13 protein-coding genes and 1 pseudogene are annotated in these 13178 nt (G+C 37.3%); 7 read left to right on the top strand and 7 right to left on the bottom strand.

What is annotated here, in order from left to right:
- Window positions 1–55 precede the first annotated feature (55 nt).
- The 6 genes from lpdA to hda all read left to right on the top strand — a co-directional run bounded on the left by lpdA (window position 56) and on the right by hda (window position 7130).
- Window positions 56–1480, top strand: coding sequence for a dihydrolipoyl dehydrogenase (gene lpdA / locus AAX18_RS03980; RefSeq protein ID WP_046953036.1), 1425 nt, complete (start codon window positions 56–58; stop codon window positions 1478–1480).
- Between the two features lie 158 nt (window positions 1481–1638).
- Window positions 1639–2181 carry an adenine phosphoribosyltransferase gene (gene apt, locus AAX18_RS03975; protein WP_046953035.1) on the top strand — a complete coding sequence of 181 codons (543 nt, stop codon included), beginning with the start codon at window positions 1639–1641 and terminating at the stop codon, window positions 2179–2181.
- Between the two features lie 11 nt (window positions 2182–2192).
- Window positions 2193–4259, top strand: coding sequence for a DNA polymerase III subunit gamma/tau (dnaX, locus tag AAX18_RS03970; protein ID WP_046953034.1), 2067 nt, complete (start codon window positions 2193–2195; stop codon window positions 4257–4259).
- Window positions 4260–4382: 123 nt separating this feature from the next.
- Entirely contained in the window at window positions 4383–5009 is a 627-nt protein-coding gene (gene upp / locus AAX18_RS03965) for a uracil phosphoribosyltransferase (RefSeq protein ID WP_005634809.1), read from the top strand.
- Window positions 5010–5119: 110 nt separating this feature from the next.
- Window positions 5120–6364, top strand: a complete 1245-nt coding sequence (locus AAX18_RS03960) for a nucleobase:cation symporter-2 family protein (RefSeq protein ID WP_046953033.1) — start codon at window positions 5120–5122, stop codon at window positions 6362–6364.
- Window positions 6365–6434: 70 nt separating this feature from the next.
- On the top strand, window positions 6435–7130 hold the full coding sequence (gene hda, locus AAX18_RS03955) for a DnaA regulatory inactivator Hda (protein ID WP_046953032.1): 696 nt from the start codon (window positions 6435–6437) through the stop codon (window positions 7128–7130).
- 28 nt (window positions 7131–7158) lie between these two features.
- Here the strand turns inward: hda and yciH are convergent, their stop codons facing one another.
- The 7 genes from yciH to cmk form a co-directional block, all read right to left on the bottom strand.
- The gene (gene yciH, locus AAX18_RS03950) at window positions 7159–7479 is read right to left on the bottom strand and encodes a stress response translation initiation inhibitor YciH (RefSeq protein ID WP_046953031.1); all 321 of its coding nucleotides are present in this window, start codon (window positions 7477–7479) and stop codon (window positions 7159–7161) included.
- A gap of 5 nt (window positions 7480–7484) precedes the next feature.
- Entirely contained in the window at window positions 7485–8177 is a 693-nt protein-coding gene (gene pyrF, locus AAX18_RS03945) for an orotidine-5'-phosphate decarboxylase (protein ID WP_046953030.1), read from the bottom strand.
- A gap of 23 nt (window positions 8178–8200) precedes the next feature.
- Window positions 8201–9391: a lipopolysaccharide assembly protein LapB gene (gene lapB, locus AAX18_RS03940; RefSeq protein WP_046953029.1), complete on the bottom strand. Its 1191-nt coding sequence runs from the start codon at window positions 9389–9391 to the stop codon at window positions 8201–8203.
- On the bottom strand, window positions 9391–9684 hold the full coding sequence (locus tag AAX18_RS03935; protein ID WP_005628856.1) for a LapA family protein: 294 nt from the start codon (window positions 9682–9684) through the stop codon (window positions 9391–9393). Before AAX18_RS03935 ends, lapB begins: the two co-directional genes overlap by 1 nt.
- A gap of 80 nt (window positions 9685–9764) precedes the next feature.
- Window positions 9765–10046 carry an integration host factor subunit beta gene (locus AAX18_RS03930; RefSeq protein ID WP_005629286.1) on the bottom strand — a complete coding sequence of 94 codons (282 nt, stop codon included), beginning with the start codon at window positions 10044–10046 and terminating at the stop codon, window positions 9765–9767.
- Between the two features lie 121 nt (window positions 10047–10167).
- Window positions 10168–11817, bottom strand: coding sequence for a 30S ribosomal protein S1 (gene rpsA, locus AAX18_RS03925; RefSeq protein WP_005630739.1), 1650 nt, complete (start codon window positions 11815–11817; stop codon window positions 10168–10170).
- Between the two features lie 96 nt (window positions 11818–11913).
- Complete coding sequence (gene cmk / locus AAX18_RS03920; protein WP_046953028.1) at window positions 11914–12591, bottom strand: (d)CMP kinase; 678 nt, start codon at window positions 12589–12591, stop codon at window positions 11914–11916.
- A 296-nt stretch (window positions 12592–12887) separates the two neighbouring features.
- Between cmk and AAX18_RS03915 the strand changes: the two are divergent.
- Window positions 12888–13178, top strand: a pseudogene (locus AAX18_RS03915) (TonB-dependent receptor); the annotation flags it as partial.

Genomic DNA, 13178 nt, shown 5'->3' with positions numbered 1-13178 from the left:
CCATTACGATCGCCAAAAGTGCGGTCAATATTTTGAACGTTTTTACGAGGTAAAAATGAGTAAAGAAATTAAAACCCAAGTCGTCGTGCTTGGTGCAGGCCCAGCGGGTTATTCAGCTGCGTTCCGTTGTGCGGATTTAGGCTTAGAAACTGTATTAGTTGAACGTTATTCAACTCTTGGAGGGGTTTGTTTAAATGTAGGTTGTATCCCGTCTAAAGCATTGTTGCATGTAGCAAAAGTGATTGAAGAGGCAAAACACGCAAGTAAAAATGGTGTTTACTTTGGTGAGCCAAAAATTGATTTAGATGAAGTTCGTGCAGGTAAAGAAGCAGTTGTCGCTAAATTAACTGGTGGTTTAGCGGGTATGGCAAAAGCGCGTAAAGTCACTGTTGTTGAAGGCTTAGCAGCATTCACTGATCCTAATACTTTAGTCGCGCGTGACCGTGATGGGCATCCAACTACAATCAAATTTGATAATGCTATTATTGCAGCAGGCTCTCGCCCAATTGAATTACCATTTATTCCACATGAAGATCCACGTATTTGGAACTCAACTGATGCGCTAAAATTAAAAGAAGTACCTAAAAAACTTCTCATTATGGGTGGCGGTATCATCGGTTTAGAAATGGGTACGGTTTACCACGCATTAGGTTCAGAAATTGAAGTTGTGGAAATGTTCGACCAAGTTATCCCTGCAGCGGATAAAGATGTTGTTGCAATTTACACCAAACAAATCGAGAAAAAATTCAAATTAATGCTTGAAACCAAAGTGACTGCTGTTAAAGCAAAAGATGATGGTATCTACGTTTCAATGGAAGGCAAAGCATGCAATGACACCAAACGTTATGATGCAGTGCTTGTCGCTATCGGTCGTGTACCAAATGGCAAATTGATTGATGCAGGTAAAGCAGGCGTTGAAGTGGATGATCGTGGTTTCATTCATGTTGATAAACAAATGCGCACCAATGTGCCACATATCTTTGCAATCGGCGATATTGTTGGCCAACCAATGTTAGCACACAAAGGTGTTCATGAAGGCCACGTTGCTGCAGAAGTCATTGCGGGACAAAAACACTACTTCGATCCTAAAGTTATTCCATCCATCGCTTATACCGAACCAGAAGTGGCTTGGGTAGGTAAAACTGAGAAAGAATGTAAACAAGAAGGTTTAAACTACGAAGTCGCTAAATTCCCTTGGGCAGCATCAGGCCGCGCGATTGCATCTGAATGTTCAGAAGGTATGACAAAGTTAATCTTTGATAAAGACACTCATCGGGTACTTGGAGGTGCAATCGTAGGTTCTAACGGTGGTGAATTATTAGGTGAAATCGGTCTAGCCATTGAGATGGGTTGCGACGCAGAAGATATCGCATTAACTATCCACGCCCACCCAACTTTACACGAGTCTGTTGGTTTAGCCGCGGAAGTATTTGAAGGCTCAATCACTGACCTTCCAAATGCAAAATCGAAGAAAAAATAATTTCTATTTAAGAAGTTTTAATTCAGCTAAAATTATAAATTTAAACCTAAATAAAAATCCCCAATAGGGGATTTTTATTTTCCTATCTTTTTACTTTTTTATTGATAAGATACCGTCCTAAAAACGTTTCTTTTTTACCGCACTTTTGAGCATTATTTATGACTACACAACTTGATTTAATTAAATCTTCTATCAAATCAATTCCTAACTATCCAAAAGAAGGCATTATCTTCCGCGACATTACTACCCTTTTAGAAGTTCCAGCAGCTTTTAAAGCAACAGTAGATCTTATTGTGGAACAATATCATGATAAAGAAATTACCAAAGTACTTGGAACTGAATCTCGTGGTTTTATTTTTGGAGCACCTGTTGCCTTAGCACTAGGTTTACCTTTCGAATTAGTACGTAAACCTAAAAAATTACCACGCGAAACCATTTCTCAATCTTATCAACTAGAATATGGTCAAGATACTTTGGAAATGCACGTTGATGCAATTTCAGAAGGTGACAATGTTTTAATCATTGATGATTTATTAGCAACAGGTGGCACAGTTGAAGCTACAGTAAAATTAGTGCAACGTTTAGGTGGAGTGGTAAAACACGCTGCATTTGTCATTAATTTACCTGAATTGGGTGGCGAAAAACGCTTAAATAATTTGGGCATTGATTGCTATACACTCGTCAATTTTGAAGGTCATTAATTAAGGATTCGATGAGCTATCAAGTCTTAGCCAGAAAGTGGCGACCAAAAACATTTGCTGATGTCGTTGGGCAAGAACACATTATCACGGCATTAGCAAATGGATTAAAAGATAATAGACTACATCACGCTTACCTCTTTTCAGGCACGCGTGGAGTAGGGAAAACCTCTATTGCCAGATTATTTGCAAAAGGATTAAATTGTGTACATGGTGTAACAGCTACACCTTGTGGTGAATGTGAAAATTGTAAAGCTATTGAACAAGGTAATTTCATTGATTTAATTGAAATTGATGCGGCATCCCGCACAAAAGTTGAAGACACGCGTGAATTATTGGATAACGTGCAATATAAACCTGTTGTGGGCAGATTTAAGGTTTATTTAATTGATGAAGTCCACATGCTATCCCGTCATTCATTTAATGCGTTGCTCAAGACTTTGGAAGAACCACCCGAATATGTAAAATTCTTACTTGCGACAACTGATCCACAAAAATTACCTGTAACCATTCTTTCTCGCTGTTTACAATTTCATCTCAAAGCATTAGATGAAACCCAAATCTCCCAGCATCTTGCCCATATTTTGACGCAAGAAAATATTCATTTTGAAGATCCTGCATTAGTTAAACTTGCAAAAGCGGCGCAAGGAAGTATTCGTGATAGCTTAAGTTTAACGGATCAAGCCATTGCAATGGGAGACCGACAAATTACAAATAGTGTTGTAAGTAATATGTTAGGGTTGCTTGATGATAACTATTCTGTTGATATTTTATACGCCTTACACCAAGGTAATGGTGAACTCTTAATGCGAACACTGCAAAGAGTTGCAGATGCGGCAGGCGATTGGGACAAATTACTTGGCGAATGTGCAGAAAAATTACATCAAATTGCACTCATGCAACTTCTTCCACAAAAATCTTCAGATGACAACGAACATTTTTCATTTTTAGCCAAACATATCTCTCCAGAAGATGTTCAGTTTTTTTATCAGGTCATTGTTTCTGGTAGAAAAGACTTATCAAATGCGCCAAACCGTCGTATTGGCACAGAAATGACATTATTGAGGGCATTGGCATTCCACCCAAAGTTCCTTACGGCAGTACCAAAGGCTAACACCAGTATTACTCGACCGCCATCAACTCCAAGTGCGGTTGAAAATACAGGTAATTATGTAGATGTGCCGGTACTGTCGCAAAGTATAAAATCAGCTTATTCTCAAGCAAAACCAAATAAAACGAGCATTCCAAATTTGGCAAGTCTTTCGGCTCTAGATGCGCTTGAACATTTAACACAACTGGAAAACCAAGAACGTCAAGAACACAAAGCTGAATCATTAGCTGCGGTAAGTGAAACTTTACATCACATCCAAGAGCTGGACGAAGAAAAATCCCATAAAAAAATGACCGCACTTCCTGTGCGAGAAATGACTGAGCCGAAGCCCAAGCACATAGAAAAGCCTACATCACCATCAAATGCCGCACAGACTCCACAAGAAAATAGCACTGAAGAAAATTCAAGTGATGATAATGTAGAAATTGCCCAAGATGAGCAAGAAATCTTGAGTGCTGACACCTATCGTTGGGAATGGAGCAATCCAGAACTTGCTAAAGCCGATACAGGCGTTCGTCCTTCCGATATAAAACAGGCGATTTTGAAAGATATTACGCCTGAACTACGCTTAAAAATCATTACCCAAACTCAACAACAAGATGAATGGGCAGATATAGTTGAGCGTTCTGGTGTAACAGGATTTAGCAAAGAATTAGCGTTAAATTGTTTCTTACAAAGCAAAACTGATGATGAAATCAATCTTGGACTACATTCAGAAAAATCTCATTTACGCCAAGACAGAAGCATAAAAAATTTGGTTGAAGCTTTAAGCAAATTGCAAAGTAAAGATATTCGATTAACAATTAATATTGATGATAGCAATGTCACGACTCCAATTGAATATCGCCGCAATATTTATCAAGCATTGCGGGAAAAAGCTCAAAATGAGTTGCAAAAAGATAGTAAATTACAAATTCTACTTAATGAGTTTGACGCAAAATTAGATATAGAGAGTATTCGACCAGTTTAAAGACAATATTATATTGAAAACTCCCGTTTCAAGTCAGAATATTTTTATAAACCTCTACCATTTTGTATTTTTTTAATCTAAAATTCGTCAATTTGTTTTTTAAGAGTCAAAAGGAGAGTGAAAATGAAACTGGTTGAAGTAAAACACCCACTTGTAAAACACAAACTAGGTGTGATGCGTGAAGCTGAGATTGATACAAAAAAATTCCGTGAACTGGCAACAGAAATCGGTAGCCTATTAACCTATGAAGCAACGTCTGATTTAGAAACTGAAAAAGTAACGATCAACGGTTGGAATGGCCCAGTAGAAATCGATCGAATTAAAGGTAAAAAAGTAACGGTTGTTCCAATTTTACGTGCAGGTTTAGGTATGATGGATGGTGTACTTGAACATGTACCAAGCGCACGTATCAGCGTAGTGGGAATCTACCGTAATGAAGAAACCCTTGAACCAGTCCCTTACTTCCAAAAATTAGCTAGCGATTTAGAAGAGCGTCTCGCAATTGTGGTCGATCCGATGCTTGCAACAGGCGGTTCTATGATTGCAACCCTTGATCTTTTAAAAGCAAAAGGTTGTAAACACATCAAAGTATTAGTGTTGGTCGCTGCGCCAGAAGGTATTAAGGCGCTTGAAGCTGCACATCCTGACATTGAACTTTACTGCGCTTCTATTGATAGCCATCTAAATGAACATGGTTACATTATTCCGGGTCTAGGTGACGCGGGTGATAAAATTTTTGGGACCAAATAATCCCAAAAAATAAAAGATAGACGGCATTTTCTTGCCGTCTTTTTGTGTGCGTGAAACACAAGAAAAACTGACCGCACTTTAAGTTAATTCAAACAGAGAGTTGAAACTAAATGACAAATCAAACTTCTTCGTTCCCTTCGGAAAAACAAAGTACATTAAAACAATCATTCGTTGGACTACAGATGCTCTTCGTCGCATTTGGTGCGCTCGTTCTTGTACCATTAATTACAGGACTTGATTCCAATACCGCATTATTAACTGCCGGCGTTGGCACCCTACTCTTCCAACTTTGCACAGGCAAACAAGTTCCTATTTTCTTAGCCTCATCTTTTGCCTTTATCGCGCCAATTCAATATGGTGTTCAAACTTGGGGCATTGCGACCACTATGGGTGGTTTAGCATCTGCTGGTCTTGTATATCTAGCACTAAGCATGTTAGTAAAATTACGTGGAACAAAAGCATTACAACGCATTTTCCCACCGATTGTCGTTGGTCCAGTAATTATTATTATTGGTATGGGACTTGCTCCTGTGGCAGTTGATATGTCACTAGGCAAAAATAGTGCTTATGCTTATAACGACGCGGTATTAGTTTCAATGGTAACTCTTCTTACTACTTTGTCTGTAGCTGTATTTGCCAAAGGATTGATGAAACTCATCCCGATTATGTTTGGTATTACTGCGGGCTATATTTTATGTTTATTCCTAGGTTTAATTAATTTCCAACCAGTGATCGATGCGCCTTGGTTCAGCTTACCAAAATTAACTGCGCCTGAATTTAACCTAGAAGCTATTCTTTATATGTTACCCATTGCCATTGCACCTGCAGTAGAACACGTGGGAGGCATCATGGCAATCAGCTCTGTGACAGGTAAAGACTTTTTAAAAAAACCAGGATTACACCGCACTTTATTAGGTGATGGCTTAGCAACAGCAGCTGCATCTTTAGTGGGTGGACCACCAAATACAACCTATGCGGAAGTAACTGGTGCCGTAATGTTAACCCGAAATTTCAACCCTAATATTATGACTTGGGCTGCAGTTTGGGCTATTGCCATTTCATTCTGTGGAAAAGTAGGCGCATTCCTATCAACGATTCCAACTATTGTAATGGGTGGGATTATGATGCTTGTTTTCGGTTCAATCGCAGTCGTGGGCATGAGCACCTTAATTCGTGGCAAAGTTGATGTTACCGAAGCACGTAATCTGTGTATTATTTCTGTCGTCATGACATTTGGTATCGGCAATATGTTTGTAGATGTGGGTAACGTATCACTAAAAGGTATCAGCTTGTGCGCGATTGTTGCTATCATCTTAAACCTTGTTTTACCGAAAGCAAAAAATGAAGTAGAATAAGATTCCTTTTAAAAGGGTTAAATACTAATTTAGCCCTTTTTCTTACTTATAATCTGTAATACATAAATATTTGAATAAGCAGCTTCCCTTACCTATTCATCAAATTGATGATGCCACATTAGAAAACTTTTACGGCGATAATAATCTTTTATTGCTCGATTCTTTACGCAAAAATTCATCTGAATTAAAACAACAGTTTTTCTATATTTGGGGAAATAAAGGTTCTGGAAAAACTCATCTGCTTAGAGCATTCAGTAACGAATATTTAATCCATCAACGTACTGCTATTTATGTACCGCTCAGCAAATCTCAATATTTTTCTACCGCAGTTCTTGAAAATCTAGAACTGCAAGAATTAGTGTGTCTAGATGATATACAAACCGTGATCGGCAATGATGAATGGGAATTAGCTATTTTTGATCTATTCAATCGAATTAAAGCGAGCGGAAAAACGCTTTTGCTTATTAGTTCAGATAAATCGCCTTCCGCACTTTCTGTAAAATTGCCTGATTTGAACTCTCGCTTGACTTGGGGTGAAATTTATCAATTAAATTCCCTAACTGACGAGCAAAAAATTAGTGTACTGCAGCATAATGCTTATCAACGAGGAATTCAATTACCCGATGAGACGGCTAATTTTTTACTTACACGACTAGCTCGAGACATGCATACATTATTTGAAGCACTTGATCTACTAGATAAAGCCTCATTACAAGCACAACGAAATCTTACGATTCCTTTCGTCAAAGAAATTTTGAATCTCTAACAAAAAAGGCGCTAATGCGCCTTTTTAATCATCCACCTGATAATTTAACGGTAAACCCTTTTTGCTCTAACAATTGCTTGAGCAAATCACGCTTTTCACCTTGAATCTCAATTATTCCATTTTTAACTGAACCACCACATCCACAACGTTTTTTTAATTCAGCCGCTAATTTTTTCAATTCCTCATCAGATAAATCTAAACCAGTTATAACCGATACGCCTGCACCTTTTCTACCACTCGTTTGTTTTTGGATACGTACAACACCGTCTCCTTTTGGGCGAACTACAGAAACCTTTTCCCCTTTAATTCGCCCCACATCTGTTGAATACACTAAAACAGAATCTGACATTATAATTACCCAATAGATGCATTAATAGAACGAAGAACCTCTGCTGGATTATCAGCTTTAGTAATAGGACGCCCTATCACTAAATAATCAGAACCAGCACGAATCGCAGCAGTAGGCGTCATCACACGTCTTTGATCACCAAAATCAGCTCCAATTGGACGAATCCCTGGAGTCACTAATTTAAAGTCTTCTCCACAAGCGTTACGTAAAATTTCAACCTCTTGCGGAGAGCAAACCACACCATCCAAACCTGCACGTTGAGTTAAATGAGCTAAGCGTAAAACTTGTTCCATTGGCGATGCATTAATCCCAATTTGTAATAAATCCAAATCTTCCATACTGGTTAATACCGTCACAGCAATAAGCAATGGCGCATCTTTCCCATAGGGTTCAAGAATTCTCTTAGCTTCTTCCATCATTCGTAGCCCACCGCTTGCGTGCAAATCTACCATCCATACACCCAAATCAGCTGCAGAACGGACCGCTCTTGCTACAGTATTTGGAATATCATGATATTTAAGATCTAAGAAAACATCGAAATTACGTTGATGTAATTGTTTTACAAAATTAATACCAAGTGTAGTAAACATTTCTTTACCCACTTTTAATCGACACAAACTCGGATCAATTTGATCAACTAAAGCAAGAGCCTCTGCTTCTTTCTCATAATCCAATGCCACAATAATTTTGCTTGTCATAATGTTACCTCGCTGAGTATCAATTAATTATGTTCTTGACTTGAAACTGGTTTAATACTTTCCCATTGACGGCAAGATGGGCAATTCCATAATAGCTTATGGATTTGATAACCACAATTTGTACAACGATAAGCCGATGTTTGCTTAATTCTTTCACCAACCATTTTATGTAATAAAATTAGGCTTTCTTTTCCCCGCCCTTCTTCTGCATCATCAATTTGATACTGCATAAAACGATGGAAAATTAAAGTACTTGGCTTTTTCGTGAGTTGCTGATAAAGCTTAGCTTGAGCAGCAGACTTTCCATCTTTTTCTTCAATTAATTTAACCAAAGCTAGCTCTACTTCATCATTATTAATAATTTGGCCAGCACGAATTAAGAATAACTCAAAGTTATCTAACTGATTTAATTCTTCATAACAATGTTTTAGAGGTGACAGAATTTCACCTGTATAATCTGGATTTTGCTCCAAAACATTTTCTAGTATTTTTGCAGCTTGTTGATATTGTTCTTCAAGCATTTCTAAATTTGCGAGTAATAAAGAAGCGCGAACACAAGTAGGAGAAACCGCCAAAGCTTTTTGTAAAACACTGCGTTTTTCAACCGCACTTTCAGGCTCTAAACTTTGTGAATATTCACAATAACATTGCGCAAGTTCAATATTATTCTCTTGTGGTTTTATTTTAGCGAGTTTTTCAGCAATATTAACTGCTTTTTTCCATTCTTTAGTTTTTTGATAAATTACTAAAAGTTGCTGTAAAGCATTTTCTGCAAATTCAGGTTCATCCACTAGTAAAATATAAAGATTTTCAGCTCGGTCAAAAAAACCAACCACCATAAAATCTCTAGCAAGCTGTTGCTTTGCGAGTAATCTTTGCTCAAATGTATAATTAGAACTAAGGTCTAAAGCTTGGTGAATACGCAATGCACGATCAACTTCGCCTCTAGAGCGGAATAGATTGCCAAGTGTAAGCTCAGCTTCAAATTGGGAGTGGCTTTCGATTTCATTTTCGGTTTCTTGCTTCTGGAGCATGTCCAAGAACAAATCTACAGCTTTATCGGTTTGATTGGAAAGTAAGAAGTTTACCCCCGTAACATAATCTCGGGATAGTTTATTACTAATGTCATCTTGATCTTTCTTTGCACTACGCTGCCCCATGTACCAACCATAGGCTGCAGCGATAGGCAATAGTAGAAAGAGTAATTCTAGCATCAGGCGACCTTATCGCGCACAGTAGTCAACTCGTTGATTTGTAAAGTTTGGCGCTTAACTTGACGAGCTAATGCCATATTTTTAAGTTTTAACTTAAGATAGAAAAAAGCGGTGATTAACCAGCCAAGAATTAAACCTAATCCAAATAAAATAGCAACAAGAGTTGATAGTTGGAGCTGGCTTTCCGCCACAATATAATTAAATGTAATAACTTGATCGTTATTTGCTCCAATGGTAATTGCAACTAACACGATAGCAATAAAAATCACAATACCTAAAATATATTTAATCATAACATTTCCTTAAAATATGTCTTTTCTAAATAATGGCAAACGTTGTAGTTTGAAAGGCATATTCGAGCATTTTAATTTTATTAATAAATATCTACACGCTCTTTTAATTCTTTACCAGCTTTAAAGTGCGGTACAGATTTAGCTTCTAATTTAACAGAATCACCCGTTTTTGGATTACGCCCTAAACGAGGATTACGATAATGCAGTGAAAAACTTCCAAATCCTCTCAACTCAACACGATCGCCATTTTCAAGAGATTGAGAAATAAACTCCAAAATATCTTTTACCATATTTTCGATTTCTTTTACGGGTAAAGTCGGATGTTTCGCTAATAATTTTTCTATAAGTTCTGACTTAGTCATCGTCTTCTCTCCCTTAATATTATTCAAATTAAGATTTATTGCTAATACATTATTTCAATATATTAGCAATAAGCCCTAAAAATAAGGCTGGACATGAGCCCAGCCTTATGACGTGAATTAATTATTCACCTTTAGCTGCTTTAAATGCTTCAGCCATTGCGTTTGGAATAGCTACTTCTTCTTGTTTGTTATTCACATTTGCAACTGCAGCAGCTTCTTCAGCTTGATCTTTTGCTTTCACTGATAAGTGAACGATACGAGATTTACGATCTACACCAGTGTATTTAGCTTCAACTACATCACCTGCAGCAACTTCATTTGTTAAATCAGCTGCGCGGATATAACCTTCAACGCCGCCCGCTAATTCAACTTTAGCACCTTTTGCATCTGCTTCAACTACTGTTGCAGATACTACAGCGCCTTTTTTATTGATTGCTACGAAGTTATTGAATGGATCTTCTTCAAGTTGTTTGATACCTAAAGAGATACGCTCTTTCACTGCATCAACAGCTAATACTACTGCAGAAACTTCGTCACCTTTTTTGTAGTTACGAACTGCTTCTTCACCTGATACATTCCAAGAAATATCAGATAAGTGAACTAAACCATCGATGCCACCTTCAAGACCGATGAAGATACCGAAATCAGTGATAGACTTGATTTTACCAGTTACTTTATCGCCTTTATTATGAGTTTCAGCAAATTGAGTCCATGGGTTAGCTTTACATTGTTTTAAACCTAAAGAAATACGACGACGTTCTTCATCAATTTCTAATACCATTACTTCTACAGTATCGCCTAAGCTAACAACTTTAGATGGGTGGATATTTTTGTTAGTCCAATCCATTTCTGAAACGTGAACTAAACCTTCAACGCCATCTAAGATCTCAACGAAACAACCATAGTCTGTTAAGTTAGTTACTTTACCAGTTAATTTGCTGTTTACAGGGTGATTTTCAGCAATTGCAGCCCATGGGTCTTGGCCTAATTGTTTTAAGCCTAAAGATACACGAGTACGATCTTTATCAAATTTTAATACTTTAACAGTAACTTCATCGCCAACATTCACGATTTCGCTTGGATGTTTAACACGTTTCCAAGCCATATCGGTGATATGTAATAAACCGTCAACACCACCAAGATCAACGAATGCACCGTACTCAGTTAAGTTTTTAACGATACCTTTAACTTCTGAACCTTCAACAAGATTTTCTAATACTTGTTCACGTTCTTGGCTGTTTTCAGATTCAATCACTGCACGACGAGAAACAACAACGTTATTACGTTTTTGATCTAATTTGATTACTTTGAATTCTAATTCTTTACCAAGTAAGTGATCTGCTTCACGCGCTGGACGAGTATCAACTAAAGAACCTGGTAAGAATGCACGAACACCGTTTAACTCAACTGTGAAGCCGCCTTTCACTTTGCCGTTGATTAAACCGATAACAGTTGCTTTTTCTTCGTAAGCTTTTTCTAATTCAATCCAAGATTCGTGACGAACAGCTTTCTCACGAGAAAGTTTAGTTTCACCGAAACCATCTTCAACTGCATCTAATGCAACATTTACAGTATCGCCAACTTGGATTTCAAGTTCGCCTTGTGCATTTAAGAATTCAGCAACTGGGATTGCAGACTCAGATTTTAAACCTGCATCAACAAGCACAAAGCCTTTTTGGATAGCTACTACAGTACCGCTAACGATTGAACCTTGACGAGTTTCAAGGCCTTTTAATGATTCTTCAAAAAGTTGAGCAAAAGATTCTGACATATAAATAATCTTCTTAATTTAAGTTAATAACATCCACATTAAAATCCATAAAATGCGGGGTTGAGGATAAATGCTTATTCTTCCTTGAACAAACAGTTAAATAGAAACTGACACCTTTTCTTGAATATAAGCTAACGCCTGATCAATAACTTCATCAATACTCAACGTTGTGCTATCCAATAATAAAGCATCATCAGCCGGTTTTAGAGGCGCAACCTCTCGATTTCTATCACGAAAATCACGCTCTTTTATCTCGGCTAAAATCTGCTCAAAGTTACCATTTATTCCTTTATTTTGCAACTGTTTATAGCGTCTTTTTGCACGCTCTTCAGCACTCGCATCTAAAAATAACTTCACTTGAGCATTTGGGAATACCACAGTCCCCATATCTCTACCATCAGCAATTAATCCATCATTTTTCGCAAAATCTTGCTGAAGTTGTAGTAAAGCTGACCGCACTTCTGGAAACACAGCTACTTTAGATGCGGCATCAGCGACTTCTTGAGTGCGAATTAGATCGCTTACACTCATGCCAGCAAGCAAAATATTCACCTCGCCATTTTGAGGAATAAATTGAATATCTAAATGACGAGCTAACTCTGCTAGCACCGATTCATTTGTTAAATCAGTTTTACGTTGTAATGCAGCTAATGCTGTAACGCGATAAATTGCTCCACTATCCAACAACGCATAACCTAGCTTTTCTGCCAAAGCGTAACAAAGCGTACCTTTCCCAGCACCACTAGGGCCATCAACAGTAATAATCGTTCCCATATAACTTATCCTTTACTTATCAAAAGTTGACGTATTATAAAGATAAACACTCTATTTCGCTATTGCCACCTTTCAAACTTAACTCAAGATCCATTAACAAAGAGTAAAAAAATAACAAACGCGCACCTATAAGCTTTTTTAGTTAAGGAGCTAACCCACTTATCCCCTATCTTTTAAAATTAATTTTTTTCATTTTTTTCGCGGTTTTATATTAATTTTAATAAAAAACCATTGAGTTTGACAAAACATAATAAGATAATGCGAATCTTTTTCAAAAAAAACAATAAGGATATGTAATGAAGAAAGTTATTAAATTAAATTTAATCACACTCTGCTTAATCAATACCCTAAGTATTTCTATCGTTGATGCAAAAGCTGAAGAAACATTAGATCAAATTGATGTAGTAGAAAAAAATGTCGCTAACGATAAAAAACCTTTTATAGAAGCAAAAGCTAAAAGTACAAGAGAACATATATTTAAAGATACACAAACTATCGATCAAGTGATTCGTAGCATTCCGGGAGCCTTTACTCAACAAGATAAAGGCTCTGGCGTAGTTTCTGTTAATATTCGTGGCGAAAATGGG

Origin of the sequence: Haemophilus haemolyticus, from assembly GCF_001008205.1 — a bacterium.
Classification (GTDB): Bacteria; Pseudomonadota; Gammaproteobacteria; order Enterobacterales; family Pasteurellaceae; genus Haemophilus; species Haemophilus haemolyticus_Q.
The sequence above is the reverse complement of the archived record's forward strand: the minus strand, read 5'-3'. Positions and strand labels throughout refer to the sequence as shown.